Annotated in this window: 11 protein-coding genes; 3 read left to right on the top strand and 8 right to left on the bottom strand. The window is 52.2% G+C overall.

Features of this window, described 5'->3' with window-relative positions; all coding sequences use genetic code 11:
* Window positions 1–13 precede the first annotated feature (13 nt).
* From KOO63_09145 to secD, 6 genes are all read right to left on the bottom strand, one after another.
* A complete protein-coding gene (locus tag KOO63_09145; protein ID MBU8921973.1) occupies window positions 14–766 on the bottom strand; it encodes a DUF4159 domain-containing protein in 753 nt (250 codons plus the stop codon).
* An 11-nt stretch (window positions 767–777) separates the two neighbouring features.
* Window positions 778–5649, bottom strand: a complete 4872-nt coding sequence (locus KOO63_09140; protein ID MBU8921972.1) for a PAS domain S-box protein — start codon at window positions 5647–5649, stop codon at window positions 778–780.
* A 31-nt stretch (window positions 5650–5680) separates the two neighbouring features.
* On the bottom strand, window positions 5681–6169 hold the full coding sequence (locus tag KOO63_09135; GenBank protein MBU8921971.1) for a hypothetical protein: 489 nt from the start codon (window positions 6167–6169) through the stop codon (window positions 5681–5683).
* Window positions 6170–6393: 224 nt separating this feature from the next.
* The gene (locus tag KOO63_09130) at window positions 6394–6909 is read right to left on the bottom strand and encodes a DUF456 domain-containing protein (GenBank protein MBU8921970.1); all 516 of its coding nucleotides are present in this window, start codon (window positions 6907–6909) and stop codon (window positions 6394–6396) included.
* Between the two features lie 43 nt (window positions 6910–6952).
* Entirely contained in the window at window positions 6953–8122 is a 1170-nt protein-coding gene (gene secF / locus KOO63_09125; protein MBU8921969.1) for a protein translocase subunit SecF, read from the bottom strand.
* A gap of 24 nt (window positions 8123–8146) precedes the next feature.
* On the bottom strand, window positions 8147–9874 hold the full coding sequence (gene secD, locus KOO63_09120; GenBank protein ID MBU8921968.1) for a protein translocase subunit SecD: 1728 nt from the start codon (window positions 9872–9874) through the stop codon (window positions 8147–8149).
* A gap of 253 nt (window positions 9875–10127) precedes the next feature.
* Here secD and KOO63_09115 point away from each other — a divergent pair, with 253 nt between their 5' ends.
* A complete protein-coding gene (locus tag KOO63_09115) occupies window positions 10128–10337 on the top strand; it encodes a zinc ribbon domain-containing protein (protein ID MBU8921967.1) in 210 nt (69 codons plus the stop codon).
* Window positions 10338–10360: 23 nt separating this feature from the next.
* Here KOO63_09115 and KOO63_09110 read toward each other — a convergent pair whose 3' ends face one another.
* Window positions 10361–12904: a transporter substrate-binding domain-containing protein gene (locus KOO63_09110; GenBank protein ID MBU8921966.1), complete on the bottom strand. Its 2544-nt coding sequence runs from the start codon at window positions 12902–12904 to the stop codon at window positions 10361–10363.
* 323 nt (window positions 12905–13227) lie between these two features.
* Between KOO63_09110 and KOO63_09105 the strand changes: the two genes are divergently transcribed.
* Window positions 13228–13665, top strand: coding sequence for a C-GCAxxG-C-C family protein (locus tag KOO63_09105; protein MBU8921965.1), 438 nt, complete (start codon window positions 13228–13230; stop codon window positions 13663–13665).
* A gap of 156 nt (window positions 13666–13821) precedes the next feature.
* Window positions 13822–15303 (top strand): hypothetical protein, encoded by a 1482-nt coding sequence (locus KOO63_09100; GenBank protein ID MBU8921964.1) that lies wholly within the window; start codon window positions 13822–13824, stop codon window positions 15301–15303.
* 99 nt (window positions 15304–15402) lie between these two features.
* Here KOO63_09100 and KOO63_09095 read toward each other — a convergent pair.
* A partial coding sequence (locus KOO63_09095) for a T9SS type A sorting domain-containing protein (GenBank protein ID MBU8921963.1) occupies window positions 15403–16399 on the bottom strand: 997 nt, incomplete at its 5' end.

The following is a 16399-nucleotide window of genomic DNA, read 5'->3' as shown; positions in this document are numbered from 1 at the left end:
GGTTCCGGATCTGTTAACGGGTCAGGGCATAGTACAGGACATTTACGGCCATCCTGATAGCCTGCTCCCTTTTTCCGGGAGGATCGCCATGAACGTCCGGGTCCTCGAGCCCATCACCTATATCGCTTTCGTAAGTATAGAACAACATGAGTCTGTCGCCCTGGAATATTCCAAATCCCATCGGTGGCTTCCCGTCATGTTCGTGAATCTTCGGCGGACCCTCCATGTCGTAGAAGGAGTGGTAGACCGGATGGCCGGAGGGGACCATCACCAGATCCCTCTCGGGAAAAAGAACCCTGACCAGGCTCCTGAAAGATTTGTCCATCCCGTAGTTATCGTCAGCATAAAGGAATCCCCCATTTAGAAGATGCTTTCTCAGCCTTGAGATCTCCTGCCCGGTGAGCCTGATATTTCCATGGCCGGTCAAATAGAGGAAGGGGCATGTGTAGAGCTCCGGAGCTCCTGGGCCTATTACCTTTTCCGTTGTGGCCGTCGGGATCCCGGTCCTTCTGCTGAATTCAGCGAGCAGGTTCGGAAGGGAGGAAGGATCGGAATACCAGTCCCCGCCTCCTCCGTATTTAAGCCTTCCGACCCTGATCCGGGTATCTTCCAGCAACCTGTCCGGTTCTTCAGTTACAGCATCTCCGGATGCCGCTCCGCCTGAAGGCCTGTGTCCCTGTGCCCCAGCGGCCGTAGGCAGCAGTAGCAGGACTGCCGCGGCGCAGAACACAATAAAGTCTCTCATCTGGAATCTCTTTCCATCCATAATCATTCCTGTTATGCCAACGGCAGATTCACTACTGCTCTTACACCGTTCCCGGATTCAATGTTCCCCAGCGAGATATCTCCCCCCATCTCTGTCGCAAGGCTGCGGCAGATGGCCAGGCCGAGACCGGTACCATTAGTCTTCGTCGAAAAATATGGTTCGAACAATCTTTCCTCTACTTCCGGAGGAAGGCCACTGCCCGAATCGACGACAATGATCTCCACCTTGTCACCTGTCACCCGGTGAGTCACTACGACCTGTCCTCTTTCCGATATCGCGTCCATAGCGTTTTCTATCAGGTTCACCAATATCTTTCTCAGCGCCTCCATGTCAGCCATGAGGACGGCGGGGTCTCCAGCTTCATGTATCACCTTGATCTGTCCCGCGCCCCTGTATCCGGACACTATACTCTCGATGAATCCACCGGCGTCTATCGCCTCAGGTCTCAGGTCGACAGCTCTCCCGAAACTGCTGAATTCGGATGCTATCCGGCGAAGTATCTCGGTCTGTTGAATGACCGTATCCACACCCTCCTCGAATATTACGGGAAATTCCTCGCTGTCCTCCCGGTATGCCCGCCGCATGAGCTGGGCCGAGAGCTTGATCGGTGTGAGCGGATTTTTTACTTCGTGCGCGATCTGTCTTGCCATCTCCACCCAGGCCGAAAGTTTCTTTGTTCTGATAAGTTCGGTGAGATCGTCGAATACCACGACAGTCCCAAGATCCTCTCCTCCTTCACGCAGGCTTGTGATGACCGCCTTGAACGTTCTCCTGTCCTCTCCACTGAACAGGGAGATCTCATCTTCTCTTGTCTTTTCTCCCCGATGCTCAAACAACGTGGTGAACGGTTTCAGTTCATCGCGGCTAAGACTCGATATTTTTCTTCCGACGAGTTCGCCGGGATCCATTCCGAGCATCCTGGCTGCTGATGGGTTGACAGTAACGACACTTCCGTCGCTTTCCGTCGAGACGACTCCAGCCGCCACATTCTCCAGGATCGCCGAAAGATATCTCTGTCTCTCCACGAGATCGCGCCTTGCCACCCGCAGAGCCCCGGTCATCGTATTGAAGGAATCGACAAGATCACCGATCTCATCCTGGGCCTCTGCCTCCAGTCTGAATTCAAGATCACCAGTGATGATCCTTTTCGTCCCACCGAGAAGCGCCGATATCGGATTGATTATCTTTCCGGCCAGAAATACACCCAGAGTGACCGCGGCCGAAAACAGCAGAGCCAGCAGGCCGAGGATAAGTGCATAAGACCTGAGCATCTCGTTTCTGATATAAGCCGTCCTGTATAGAAGAGGGACCGAGAGCACTCCCATTTCCTCCGACCTGAAGGTCGGCAGCGAGATCCCCGCCACTTTGTATGTATAATCTCCGAGATTCTGGTCCCTGAGAGCTATCCTGGCCCTGCCGAGAGCGACCTCTGAGTATACAGGAGGCGACAGAAGAGGCTCGAGAAATCCCCCGGTAAACAACTCCCTTTCGCTCGACACCCTCAGAAGACCTTCAAAATAAATATTCAGATTTCTCCCCAGGACCGCCGCGAGCTCCGAGATGAAATCATCGTCCAGCCTTCGCCTGTAGTAAAGATACCCCGCCGGCCTTCCCGGTATCGGAATATAGATAACGGTCCCGGCATACAGGTGGGGGTAGCTGTATGAGATCATCACCTTCCCCGATTCGCTGGACGCTATGAGTCCAGATGTCTCGACAGAAGAAAAATCACTCAGGCTCTCGTCGAGAAGAAGGTTCCCCTTGCCATCCCAGAGCGTGAACTGCATCCCTGGAAACCGTGTCATGTCGCCTATCCTGGGAGTCTCTGAACCAATGAGGACCTCGCCAAGATACCTGCTTTCCGAGAAAGCCTCCGCCTCTGACCTTATCGAATGCCTTAGAAACGATTGGGCGGAACGAACAGCCGTAACAGCCTCACGCTCGCCCTCCGCTCTGAACCTGTACCGGATGTATCGTCCGGAAAATATGCCCATAAGAATAACCGGCATCACGGAGACAGCAAGGAAAGAGAGAAGCAGCTTGCGTCTGAAACTCAATCCTCCCGCAAATGAGACTGCGGGAGTCACGCTGCCAAGAAACGGGAGCTTTCTTGTCAGGAAAAGAACAATCATCGATACCACGGTAAGGATGATATTCAGAGATACTACCATGGCCCACTGCAATATTTTTTCGTTCAGGCCCGGGTTCCTGTAGCCGGCGAGGAATCCATCTTCTCCTTCACGATATTTCTTCGTACATGTATATTTAACTCCATCCGAACCGACATCGAACCATTCACCCTCCAGACCGCCCACAGTCGACCCGGCCGGAAGGACCGGCGAAGAAGAATCGATCACCCGGTCGCTTCGCAACCTCGCGACCAGCAGATTCTCCGGTTCATCGATCCTGGGCGCCAGGGTCCCACTCTCGATATTCTGAAAGATCTCCGGGGCCATCGGCCCGGCCTTCACCAGCAGCTCCGGATTCTCGTAGAAGTATGGGACCTTTATCTCTACACGTCCTGCCGGCACACCGTTAAGGTTGTAAAGAGGAGCGATCCCCACGAGAAAATGGACCTTACCCTCTCTTGTCTCTCTGAGAACTTTTTTCACTTCAGGCAGTGGGGATGACCTTACCGCTCCGGGAAGCGCGTTCAATACTTCGATCGGCATACCGACAGAAAATCTCGAAAACTGCCTGCCCCCGGCGTTGTAAACGTCGAACACACAGGAAAACCCGAACCTGCTCATGCCACTGTCGGCCCATAGCTCGAACGCAGTCGATCTGTTGCCGGACAGGACCTTTGCCACCGCCGACCGGCTGTTGAATATTCCTTCGCAGACATCGGGCAGAACGAGCATCAACCAGTTGTCATCTGGATCGTTGAAAGTCTTCAGACGCTCGATCACCTTACTCTTTCTCAGTTCATCGTATTTCTCAAAAGCGGTCCCGAAAACGACCAGCGAACAGATCAACACGAGGAAAAACGAAGCGAAGATGACAGTGAGCGCTTCCTCCTTCCGAAGCATCGGGAATATTCTCGCGGATATCAATACCAGCGCGACCGAAGCGACGGTCAGCGACCAGTGGGGATGTGCCAGATAGATGACTGCCGCCAGAGCGAGACCCGCCGCGGGGATCCACTCGAAAAGTCTCCCCCCTCCCCAGACAAAGATCACCCGGAGAAGAAATATTCCTGCAATCAGAACAGCCGATACGGACAGGAGAAGGGCCAGGTGAAGCGAAAGCACCGGAACACTGAAAAATTCCGTATCCAACCCTATCAGCCTTGGATTGGAGTTCAGGACCGTCCTCGCTACGATCATGCCGGAGATCTTGACAACACCCAACAGTACGACAGATGAGAGTACAGCCTTCAGTGCAAGCCTCACCGGGACCACTCGCCCGGATGAATCGACACTTCTCTCCATGAATCCTCTGTAATATGTCCTGAATATCTTTACCCCACCAAAAACAAGGATCAGAAAAAAGAGAGCCGTCAGCAGCAGATCTCCCGTGGTCCTGGTCAGCCCCCCCGGCAGATTGTCGGCAAAGAGTGAGGGATCAAACAGGTTCGACCCGAATATTCTACTCGGAATCTCCAGGCGGATAAGAATGTACCTTATCAAAGCCAGAAAGGAAACAAGCACAGCCAGCCTGCTGACGCTGTTCCAGATCCTGTTCCCATCCCTCTTCTTTCTATTTGCCAGAACACGGTAGACGTGCCTGGCAATAATTATCACGCACAGGACGATAAGCAGCCCCGCTTTGAAGATCCGCGAACTCTCCACATCACTCAACATTGCGCGAAAGGACCGGCCTGTCACGTTGAGTTGGGCAAGAGGCTGGCCCATCGACGATTCAATCAGCCCGTAAACCCTTACATTACCACCCTCCTCGGAATATATATTCGGACCCTTATTCTTAAAAAGGCTGGTATCCCATCCCTGTTTTCTCGAGACTCCACCCCTCCAGAACCTGCAATCCACATCTTCCCCATACTCTTTACTCAGAGTGAGTCCTATCCCCTCGCTTCTCAGAAATCTATTATTTATCCGGTAGTCGACTTCGAGCGGTATATCTATCAGAATCCTGGACCCGTCGGGCAGCTCCGTCTCGTGGACAAGAAGTGTGAAGAGTTGTGTTCTGCTGATGAACACTGACCGGGATGACTCTCTGGTGGCGGCCCTTCCGGCAAACCTTGGCGTTCCGCCCCACAAAACCCGTTTTCCACTGGTCGAGAAGACCTGTATCCCCAGGTGCCCGAACGGTTCAACCCCATTTCCGGCTGCGTGGGCCAGAGAATCCACTACGTCGATCCAGCCAGCCCTCTCCACTGAATCAATCGTATCCTGAAAGTCCACACCCAGCCTTTCCACCACTGAACGGCCGGTCTCCATAGCCAACCGTTCCACATCTGCCACCCGAGCTGCCGCATCACCATAAATCGAAAGAAGCTTATCCCTCTCCTGCTCCTGCCATTTATCGATGTCCCTCTCCCCCGACATGGACAAGAGTATGATCGGTATCAGGAGAAGAAGCGGAATGAGGGGTACCGGACCAATCGCTCTGCCGACTTCCAGGATACCGGCGTGGGATGGCTTTTTCTCATCTTCTGATTTTTCGACGATATCAGACATGGAGCGGGGATACCATTTGCTCTCTGTTCCAGGGCCCGGAGCTTTTCCTATCGGCATCCGCCCAGGGTATGGGATGAACATGAAGACTATAAACCCGGCATCGAGAAGGAGAAACATGAACCATACGGGAGCGGGAAGGATGATCCTCCCCGTCGATATCATCGATATATAGAAAACCAGTGCTCCAGCGAGAAAAGACCAGAGCACCGCATTAAAAATCTTTTTTTCCCTGTTGATATTCACAGCCACAGTCTCCAGGAAACCGTCATCCGGCCTAACGAGTGGTCTTGATCTCCGTGACTACCCAGTCCCGGCCTTCCCTGCCCAGTGTTATATACACCTTGTCCTGAAAGACCTTGTCGCTGCGCATGATCCTACAGCTTCTATATGCTATCGCATAGACCCTTCTGTCGGGTCTTTCCAGATTATGAAATTTGACGAATTCAAACTTGAGCTGTCTGTATTCCTTGAACATCCTCTTGAAAAGATAGAATACCTGGGACCTGCTGTAGAATCCTCCGCTGTCGCCAGCACCACGAATATGAATGAAAGCCTTCCTCTTTCCCACCATCGAGGATATCGATTTCGCATCGGCGTTCTTCCATGCCCTTTCCATGGCCCGGAAAACCGACTGGGGATTCTTGATCTCGCTCAGCAGTTCCCCTCCCCTCTTCTTGTCCCCGCGCTTCTGCGCCACGGCATCAGAAAGTGGCAAGACTACCAAAAAGACCAGAATCGATATTGTCACGAAACGCCGAACCATCCGACAGCCCTTTCTTCCAAAGCTGGAGGGGGTGGAGGATCGACCCGCTCCTGGCGCAGGCCTCCCATCATGCCCTAATGGGCCTAATAGATAACCGCAAGGCATGTGCCATTAGAATTTGTTCGTTTTTAATAAGTTACGTCGTTTCCGAGGACGAAACTGTCCTGTTTTGGAGAATGGTGTGTCACAAAGTGGTCAGTTCGACCGTAACACGGTGCCTTGACTCAGTTCCAGCTTCTCCAGGCAAATATCCCCAGAGCCAGCAGTCCCAGTGCAAATTTTACGAACATCGCGCCGAGTTTTCCGAGGAAAGCCCAGAATCCGGTCCTGAGAGCCTGATCCAGAGAGTTGTAGTAGATGTATTCGCAGAGGACCGCCCCACCGAACGCGCCCAGAAGGCCGAAGATCACGCTTCCCACAACGGGAATGACAGCGGTTCCACCTACTGCTCCAATGATCCCGCCCAGAAAGGCACCCAGCACTCCCCAGCGTGTGGCCCCTTTTCCGGCAACGACTACAAGGCCAAGGGTAGCCTCTACGATCTCCCCAACGACCAGAGCTGCCGCCATCGCGACCAGGTACCACCAGCCCAATGCTGAAAACCCTGTTATCCACGCATAGATCAATATTCCACCGAACATGACCCAGCTACCCGGAATTCCTACAAAGATAAGTAGATTCAACAGGAAAAATAATACGTACAACAGTACGAGGCCGGTATGCTGCAACACAGCCGTCATCACGGTCGCTCCGCTTCGGTCGTTCCTCTCGCCTGGCTGCCGGTCAGGACTTCGCCTTCGCCCTCTTCGTGATCCTGTTCTGCCACTCGACAAGTATCGGGCTGGCAACGAAGATCGACGAATATGTACCGACTACCACACCTACCAGTAACGCGAACGCGAAATCGTGGATAACCTCTCCACCGTACAGAAAGAGGAAGAGGATCACGATAAGTGTGGTCAGCGATGTTATCACCGTTCTGCTGAGAGATTCATTGATCGAGATATTGACCATGTTATCATACGTTTCGCGTCTTCGCAGGCTGAAATTTTCCCTGATCCTGTCGAACACGACGATTGTGTCGTTCAATGAATACCCGACGATCGTAAGGAAAGCTGCTATCACGATGAGCGAGATCTCCTTGCCCATCAGTGAAAAGATGCCGAGAGTGATGAGTACATCATGGACAAGGGCCAGAATCGCGCCGATCGCGAATTTGAACTCGAACCGCCAGCTGATATAGATCAGGATCCCGAACATCGATATAATGATCGCTGCCCACATACGGTTCTTGAGTTCTTCACCGATCTTGGGTCCGACAGTCTCGGTACGACGGATCTCGATCTCTCTTTCCGGGAAACTATTCGAGATCTCAGCCTTGAGCAGCTCTGCTGCCTGTGATTCGATTCCACTGTAAGGAAGGCTGAAAGCAAGCCTGTTGTCAGATTCCTGGGTGACCTCGACAAACCCCGTCCCGTTCTCCCTGACACCCGTCTTTAACTCTTCGAGGTCCGGCATGGCCTTTGCCTCGACGATCACGAGATTCCCGCCTTCAAAGCTCTTCGCGTAATCAGGCGACATCTCCTTGACCGATACGAGGGTCCAGCCAGCATTCGGAGCAGCCGCCAGGAGAGACTCCATCAGGCCCTCGCCGGCCTCCTTTGCCTCGCTGATCTTCTCGATCGTGATAAGATATTCTGTTTCGTCGCCGTATCCCTGGATCTCGCCATTTTCATATCCGGCTTTTTCGACTACCGCCCTCAGGTCCGCCACCGGCACGTGTTGGTCGAACTTGACCTGTATCAACGTCCCCCCCTCGAAATCGATACTGAGGTTCGGGCCGCCTTTTATCAGAAGGGACAGGAGTCCGGCCAGGATAATCACTGCGGAGATCACGAAAGCCTTGTTCCGTAACTCCACGAACTTTATTTTTGTCTCACCGAAAAACTGCATTTCCTCTCCTCTGCAGGTAGCTCGTTATATACTTATTTTTTTGACCTTGCCACTTCTCGTCCACAGATCGAATACCATACGGCCGAACACCAGCGCGGCAAACATACTGCCCACGATGCCTATACTCAGCGTCGTGGCGAAGCCCTTGATAGGGCCGGTACCGAACTGCCAGAGGACGACGGCGGTGATCAGGGTAGTAAGATTTGCATCGAGAATAGTTGTGAAAGCTCTGTCATAACCGGCATCGATAGCAGACCTGACCGTTTTGGCTTTCCTTATCTCTTCTCTGATCCTTTCGAAGATCAGCACATTCGCGTCGATCGCCATACCGATAGTAAGGATGATTCCCGCGATTCCCGGCAGAGTAAGCGCCGCGCCGAGATAGGCCAGCATCCCGAAAAGGATGATCAGGTTGAAGATCAGCGCGAGAGAAGCGATCACACCGGACATTTTATAATATATGACCATAAATAGTATTACTACAGCAAGGCCCAGGAGGGCCGCGCGGATGCCCATCTGGATCGAATCAGCACCCAGACTCGGTCCGACCGTTCTTTCTTCGACCGGAATAAGGTCTGCAGGAAGAGCGCCAGCCCTGAGGACGACCGAAAGATCTCTTGCATCTTCGTCAGTAAACGACCCCTCGATCACTCCACGTCCGTCCGGAATCTTGGAGCGGATGACCGGATAGGATTTTATCTTTCCATCGAGAACGATGGCAGTAAATCTGTTCAGATTCTTGCCTGTGAACCTGGCAAGCTCCCTGCCCCCAGCCCTGTTGAACTGGAACCTGATAAGCAGGTTTGCGGGATTATTCGGATCCGAAGCAGGTGTAGCATTCTGAAGGTTCTTACCTGATACCTTCTCGTCGCTGGCGACCAGGAAGAGGAACCTTCCTTTTCCACCTTCCGGAAGATCCATGACTTCGTCCAGCCAGAGGAAGTCGGAATCCTCAGGGATCGCTTCCCGCCCTTCAGGACTTGCAAGCATCTTCCTGACTCCGGCCACATTGCCCTCAGACACGACAAGCCAGTCCCTGTAGAAGGTCGTCAGCATCGAACTGAAAGGTTTATCAGGATCCATCTCCCGCACAGGTATCTGCGCGAGAGCATCGTCCCCGGGCAATGGCACCGGCAACGAATCGCCCGTGACCGACGAGGTGTCGGGCAGGCTCAGAGGTTGAATATCCAGAGCTGAGCTCTCACCCGCAGAGATGGAAGCAATCTGGTCAGCCGCAACGACATCTCTGATCGAGTCGCCGAGCTCCCCCTTCAGGACTTCGTCAAGTCGCCTGATCACTTCGACTACTTCACCCTGCTGTCTGACGAGCCTCCACTCGAGCATGGCCGTCTGGCCCAGAAGCCTTCTTGCCCTGGCCTCGTCCTGCAGGCCCGGAAGCTGTATGATGATTCTCTTGGAACCCTCTCTCTTTATGTTGGGCTCGGAGACACCGAACTGATCCACCCTGTTTCTGATAACCTGCAGGGCACGATCGACTACATCTACCTTTTCCTCGTCACTGAGTTTCGAATCATCGACTTCCAGGACGATGTGCATCCCACCACTGAGGTCGAGTCCTCTTTTAATCGTTTTTTTCTCCAGTTTGTCATATTCCTCTGGATACTCGACTGCCAACGCCTGCCTTTCCTCGGGATCCATCATCACGAGCCGGAAGGTAGGGTACAGGAACCACAAAGATCCCAGAAGGACCACGAACACAATAATGACTTTATATCTCAGGCTTTTACTCACGTCTCCTCGCTTTATTTCATTCCTTGATCTATATCACTGACTGCCGCTGTCGATAGCAGCGATTCCCTACATGGACACACTGCCCCATCAAACAGGGAACTTAGATTATAACAATTAAGAAGATACAGTCAAAGAGAAAATAATCGGGATGCCGCACCAGTGGGGTTCCAGACGAAATAACCTTTGAATATATTCTGTCCACATAGTGTAATCACTTCGAAGGACAAAATGCATGTCACAGGAGGTTTTCCGGATGAAATCGCTCAATTACAAATGTCCTAAATGTATGAATACCGGTTATGATATCGGTGAATTCCGTGCTACTGGAGGATTCTGGACGAAGGTATTCGATGTCCAGAACAGAAAGTTCGCCACTGTTACATGTACCCGTTGTCAGTATACCGAAATATACAGGTCCGAGAGCAGCATGCTCGGCAATATCTTCGATTTCTTCACGGATTGACAGAAGTAACGCTTTCAGGATAATCATGATCCGATGATCTCGGATACCTTCGCGGAAAGCTGGGAGAGGAAAAACGGCTTCTGAAGAAACCCGTCTATTCCTTTTTCGAGGAGGTCTCTCGCTCTTTCGTCCAGTATATAGCCGCTTGACAGCAATCCCTTTACCCGGGGATTCATCTCCTTCAATCTGTCGTACAGCTCTCCACCGTCGATCACCGGCATTATCATATCAAGAATGACCATGTCTATACTGTCCATATTGTCGCGGTAATGATCTATCGCCTTCTGGCAATCCCTGAAAGCTTCCACCTCATACCCGAGATTCTTCAACATATCGGAGGTGGTCTTCAGGACTATCACTTCATCATCCACTACCATTATTCGTCCATGCCCCTTTTCCGGTTCTTTTTCGTCCTGACCCAGCCTTTCCAGGCTCCCACCTTCATCAAGAGGTATGTAGATCTTCACTGATGTGCCGAGATCCTTTTCACTGTAAAGCTCCACTGATCCGCCATGATTCCTGATGATCCCGTAAACCATCGCAAGACCCATTCCGGTGCCACCGCTTATTCCCTTTGTGGTAAAAAATGGCTCAAAAACCCTTCTCTTTATTTCTTCAGATATTCCCTCTCCCGTATCATTGACCGAGACCATGACGAATTTCCCCGGTTGGGCGTCCGGATGGCTTGAGCAATATATCCTGTCGATCTCTACCGTTTCCGTCTTGATCACAAGCTTGCCACCCCCCGGCATGGCGTCCCGGGAATTCAGGACAAGATTCATCAGGGCCTGTTCGAGCTGGTCCGGATCTCCCGAGACAGCGAAGGATCCGGCTTCAAGCCTTGTCCTTATGGTGATATTCTTTTCTATCGTCCTTTCAAGAAGCGAGACGACATTCCCGACAACGGTATGCATGTCGACCTCTTTTATCTGATGCTTCCCCTTCCGGGCAAAGGCCAGCAACTGGGTCGTCAGCCTGGCGGCCCTTTCGGCCGACTGCTCGATCAGCTTCGCAGACCTGTAGACTTCCTCGTCGTCCCTGTAATTAAGCTTGAGCATGTTGGCATATCCCAGGATACCGGTCAGAAGGTTGTTGAAATCATGAGCCACCCCACCTGCAAGCGTTCCCACTGCGTCCATCTTCTGCATCTGCATGATCTGGTCTTCCATCAGCGACCTGCTGCTGATATCTGTTGCTATGATGTGGATCGTGTCGTCTCTGTCGGGACTCCTGTCCAGGTTGGCGCTGACCAGAAGGGTCCTGTCCTTTCTGGTAGCCTCGGCAGAGATCCTCAGTTCAAACGATTTGAGTTCGCCCGTATCGCGAGCTCTTTTCAGCCAGCCCATCAGAAGGGGGAGGCTCTCCGCCAGCGCCGGAATCTCCCGGGGAGTCTTTCCATTACCCTCGCCGGGAGCAAGCCCGATATATTTTTCGGCCGTACTGTTCATCTCAAGGATCCTGCCCTCCATATCGATGATGATAAATCCGACAGGACATGAATCGAAGATCCGGCTGTAGCGCTCCTTTATTTGGTTGAACTTCCCCTCAGCACCCACACGCAATTCCATCTCCTGTTCGATTCTGGCACTTCTTATCAAGAGCTCAGACCTGCTCTTTTTTATCCGCCATATCAATAATATGCTCAGAACTGCGAACAGGGGTAGCGCCACCGAAAGCATAAAATGTATGGCTTTCCATGAAAAACCCTGGCCACTATTCGTCTCCAGACGCAGGCTCGCAGACTTGTAAAGGATTGATTCCTCGTCGATGATCATCCACCTGATATGCCTGTCGATGATATCCATGACAAGACCGCCACTCCCCCGGGGAAAGGCTAATCTTACTTCTATGGGCGAGATGACTATCGCGGAAGCCCTGACACCATAGAAGTCCATGTGCATTCCACCCATCACCCTGTCGACCAGTCCTGCCGCCGCTCTGCCGCTCTGTACAGCTTCGAGTACAGCACTGTAATCCTGCAGCTCTATAAATGCTGGTTCTATTCCGAATCTGTCCACCATGTCACGTATCTGAAGCCCATAAATATCCCTCTTCATGATTGCGACGGTCAGCCCATCGAGATCCAGAATCGTCTCTATCGGAATATCGTTCGACACGAAGATCTGTCCCCATGTCCGGAGAACGGTTTCCGAAGAGATGTCGTATTTCTCTTCCCTCTCTTCCGACCAGGCGATCGCCAGCAGGATGTCGATCTTGCCCCTCTCCAGGTTCGAGAGGCAACGCTCCCAGCTGCCGGGGATATACTCCAGCGACCAGCCTTCTTTTCCGGCTATCTCTTCGAGGACATCGACACAGATTCCACTCACGCTCCCTGTGGAATCGATCGATACATACGGTTCGCTCTGGTAGACCCCGACCTTGAGATTGGGGTCCGCATCAATGACTACCGGGGCAGCCATCGCATTGCCACCGATGACATTACAGGCATCAAACGGGCAGCCAGATCCGGAACTGATGAAGAATAGACTGACAACAACGGGGATAACAATAATAGCAACAGCCACTATGAAGGCAAGGATGTAGCAATATCGTAAAGTTTCTCTCATACAAAAACTGGGGAAACGGTTGAAAATTATCTTTCCGTCTCGATTGCCAAAGCGAGAGTAATCGTAGGTATAATGCCCTAAATAGTCAAGCCTTGATTGCTGATTGAAACACCGTGCGATCATTAGCCTGCCTGGATTAGAAGATGTTCTGGCAGGGCTTATCTGGTACACCCAGCGAAGCGATCAGCTTTCCTTCTTCGGCAAGCTTCCATCCCTTTGTTATTTTCGGCTTTGTCAGAATGATGCTTTGCTGTAAATTACGCTGAACCGGGCAGACTGAATATTGATGCCTGAAGACGGTTGGTCAGTCGGGAGAATAAATAATGGATAAGACTAAAAAATCAATAGAATACTTCGAAAAGGGGTTCGCCTGTTCTCAGTCGGTATTTGCTCCATGGGCTGAGGGGCCTCCGCTCGATAAAGAGACCGCGCTGAAGATCGCATCCAGTTTCGGTGGGGGAATGGGTGGGATGGGTGGAGTGTGCGGCGCTGTGACAGGGGCTTTCATGGTGCTTGGCCTTCATTTTGGACGTACCGAAGCCGGACAGACTGAAATCAGGGAAAAAAATTATGCTCTCGTAAAGGAGTTTGCGCGCAGATTCAGAGAAAAACATGGCTCCCTTGAATGCAACCAGCTGCTGGGCGTCGATATAAGTACTCCTGAAGGTTACGATTCTGTCCACGCAAACAGGGAATACTTCGAAAAATGCCTGTCATTCGTAAGATCAGCCTCAGAAATACTCGAGGATCTGATTGTATAATAATCAGGGGTTTTCTCTTTCCATGCAACATACTTCGATATTATCCGTATTTTATTACATAATACCGAACGAGGGTGCGTGTTAGTTATTAAAAGGCTTCAAATGCACAGTCGTAAATGTCTTATTCCCGGCAGATCTATTACTGAAAGGCTTGAAATGCTAAGACGAATAGCAGCTTTGTCCATTTTGTCTCTTCTCCTTCTCTCCAGCTTCGCTTCAGCAATGGGGATCGAAAGCCATAATATTCGAAAATATCGCGGCGAAAGCAGCGACAGCCATCGAAGCCTGGACCTGGCTGTCAATGGTTATGGCCTGAGTTTTGGAAATTCGAGTCACATGAAGGGGGTCAGGATCAACTTCCGGGACAGCGAGGTTGAAGAAGTGCTCGGTCTCAATTTCACTCTCTGGAAGCCGGGATACAACCCGGATGCAAGGATCAGTGGAATTGCCCTCGGACTTTACGGCCCCTCGGGGTGTGAGCTTTCAGGCCTGCTGGCGGGCCTTCTATCTGTTGAAGCGGAATGTTCCATTTCGGGAATAGCTGTCGCCGGTGTCGCGACTGTAAGTGGAGGAGAGATCAACGGCATAGCTCTGAGCGGCATTGCCACTGTCGCGGATGGCCCGGTAAGCGGGATAACAATAGCAGGGCTGGCAAACATTGCAGATGGCAGTGCCTCCGGAATCACCTGCGGTGGGCTGGCAAACGTCATCGCGGGAGACCTGAACGGAATCTCAATAGCAGGACTCGCCAACGTCACCGACGGTTCGTTGTCAGGAATATCTGTCGGAGGGCTTGCCAATGTCACTGACGGCTCTGTAAGTGGATTTACATTGGGTGGCCTGGCGAACGTCTGCGATGGATCAGTGACCGGGATATCCGTCGGGGGCCTGGCTAACGTCTGCGATGGAGAGATGACGGGAATATCTGTCGGAGGGCTTGCCAACGTCAGCGATGGAAACATGACAGGAATATCTGTCGGTGGTCTTGCCAATGTAGCTGATGGGGAACAGACCGGTATCAGCGTTGCCGGCCTCGCCAATGTTGCTGACGAAAAACAGACCGGCATCATGATCAGTGGCCTCGCCAATGTCTCGCAAGGTGACATGACAGGTATCTCTCTCAGCGGAATCGTCACAGTGTCCCAACGCGACCTTACCGGTATCCACATGACAGGCGGAGCCATAATCTCCGAATCCGACATCTTTGGCATTGCGATCGGAGGCCTGGGAGGGATCAACGGAGACCTGATCACAACCAGATCCAGGGGCAGAATTGATGATGATGAAGACTTTGAGCTGATCGGGATCCGGGCCGAGAACGCGGGAATCTTCGTAGCACACGGAATAGATATCAAGGTACACAACAAACTCTTCGGCCTGGCAGTCAGCGGGATCAGTATCCGCGCCGGAAAGATAACGGGAGCCGCCACAGCAGGAATCATGGTCAGGGCGGATGAGATGAAAGGGGTTTCCGCGAGTTGCGTAAACTGGTACAACGACTACCAGCAGGGACTCGCAATCGGCCTGGTCAATTTTACTGAAAATCTTCAGGGCATCCAGCTGGGCCTGATCAATATCGCGAAAAATAATCCATCAGGTGCGCGTGTGCTTCCGATCATCAACATGCATTTCGACTGAGCCGTAACGCAGTAACACAGAAAAAGGCCCCGCTGCAGAGTCCTTCATCGACCTGGCAGCCGGGCCTTTTTTGACCCTGGTTATTCAAAAAATATGATGCTATCGGAGCAGCACCATCTTTCTGTTCTGCTCGAAACTGCCTGTCTTCATCCTGTAGAAGTAGACGCCGCTCGCGACCTTCGACCCCGAATCGGATGTTCCGTCCCAGATCTCGCTGTAGCTGCCCGCGTCGCGCTCCTCATTTACCAGCATGCGCACGAGCTGCCCCGCGACATTGTATATCTTCAGGCTCACATGGCCTTTTTTCGCCATACCGAAATTAAGTGTTGTGGACGGATTGAACGGGTTCGGGTAGTTCTGGGTGAGAGAGGATACTGCAGGAATATCTCCGGTACCCGTAGGAGGGAAGGTATAATCCACGAAAAAAGTCATTGTCATTTGAAGCAGCTCTTCCCGAACCGGATAGCCCTCTCCGACATTACGCACATACATCATACTGTGGCCGATCCATGATGTGCGCATCGGACTAGCAGCCGAGTTCAGCTGGCTGTTTGTTACTCCGATGTAATACTGGCTACTGCTGTAGTCGGGCAGTTGCAGTGAGTAGGCACCGGTGCCCGTTGTCTCGAGTACGTCGAAACCGTTGATCACAGGACAGCCGCCGAAGACATAGTATGTAATTCCAGTATATATTCCAACCCCCGCCACCAGAGGATTCACGACACCGCCGGCAACATGGCCACCGGAGAGCTCAAAGTAACTATCGTTCAGACATTCGACCCCGCAGACGTTCAAAAGGCCAAGCGCCGAAGGGGCAGGTGATCCAGCGAGATCGTTCGCCACATCATCCCCCATCACCCACAGCCCCACCTTATGTTCCGACAAGTTCATCCAGTCGAGCAACATCTGACAGTCATTACTTTTGTCGCTATGAGCGGTGCCTTCTGTGATCGTCCCGGAATTGAGATTCCCCGAATCCCAGAAGATGGTATGATATACGTGACTGAAGTGAAAGTTCTTCGCCCTGCTTCCGGGGCCGTTACCTACCAGAGAGGATGGGCTGTTGACATCATACCTGTCCGGCTCGACATATAAC

It is taken from the genome of Candidatus Latescibacterota bacterium (assembly GCA_019038625.1).
Classification (GTDB): domain Bacteria; phylum Krumholzibacteriota; class Krumholzibacteriia; order Krumholzibacteriales; family Krumholzibacteriaceae; genus JAGLYV01.
The sequence above is the reverse complement of the archived record's forward strand: the minus strand, read 5'-3'. Positions and strand labels throughout refer to the sequence as shown.

What these genes read in the sequence shown, in the direction of transcription:
- KOO63_09145 (MBU8921973.1), bottom strand. Translation starts at nt 766, where the DNA reads ATGGATGGAAAGAGATTCCAGATGAGAGACTTTATTGTGTTCTGCGCC.
- KOO63_09135 (MBU8921971.1), bottom strand. Translation starts at nt 6,169, where the DNA reads ATGGTTCGGCGTTTCGTGACAATATCGATTCTGGTCTTTTTGGTAGTC.
- KOO63_09130 (MBU8921970.1), bottom strand. Translation starts at nt 6,909, where the DNA reads ATGACGGCTGTGTTGCAGCATACCGGCCTCGTACTGTTGTACGTATTA.
- secF (MBU8921969.1), bottom strand. Translation starts at nt 8,122, where the DNA reads ATGCAGTTTTTCGGTGAGACAAAAATAAAGTTCGTGGAGTTACGGAAC.
- KOO63_09115 (MBU8921967.1), top strand. Translation starts at nt 10,128, where the DNA reads ATGAAATCGCTCAATTACAAATGTCCTAAATGTATGAATACCGGTTAT.
- KOO63_09110 (MBU8921966.1), bottom strand. Translation starts at nt 12,904, where the DNA reads ATGAGAGAAACTTTACGATATTGCTACATCCTTGCCTTCATAGTGGCT.
- KOO63_09105 (MBU8921965.1), top strand. Translation starts at nt 13,228, where the DNA reads ATGGATAAGACTAAAAAATCAATAGAATACTTCGAAAAGGGGTTCGCC.
- KOO63_09100 (MBU8921964.1), top strand. Translation starts at nt 13,822, where the DNA reads ATGCTAAGACGAATAGCAGCTTTGTCCATTTTGTCTCTTCTCCTTCTC.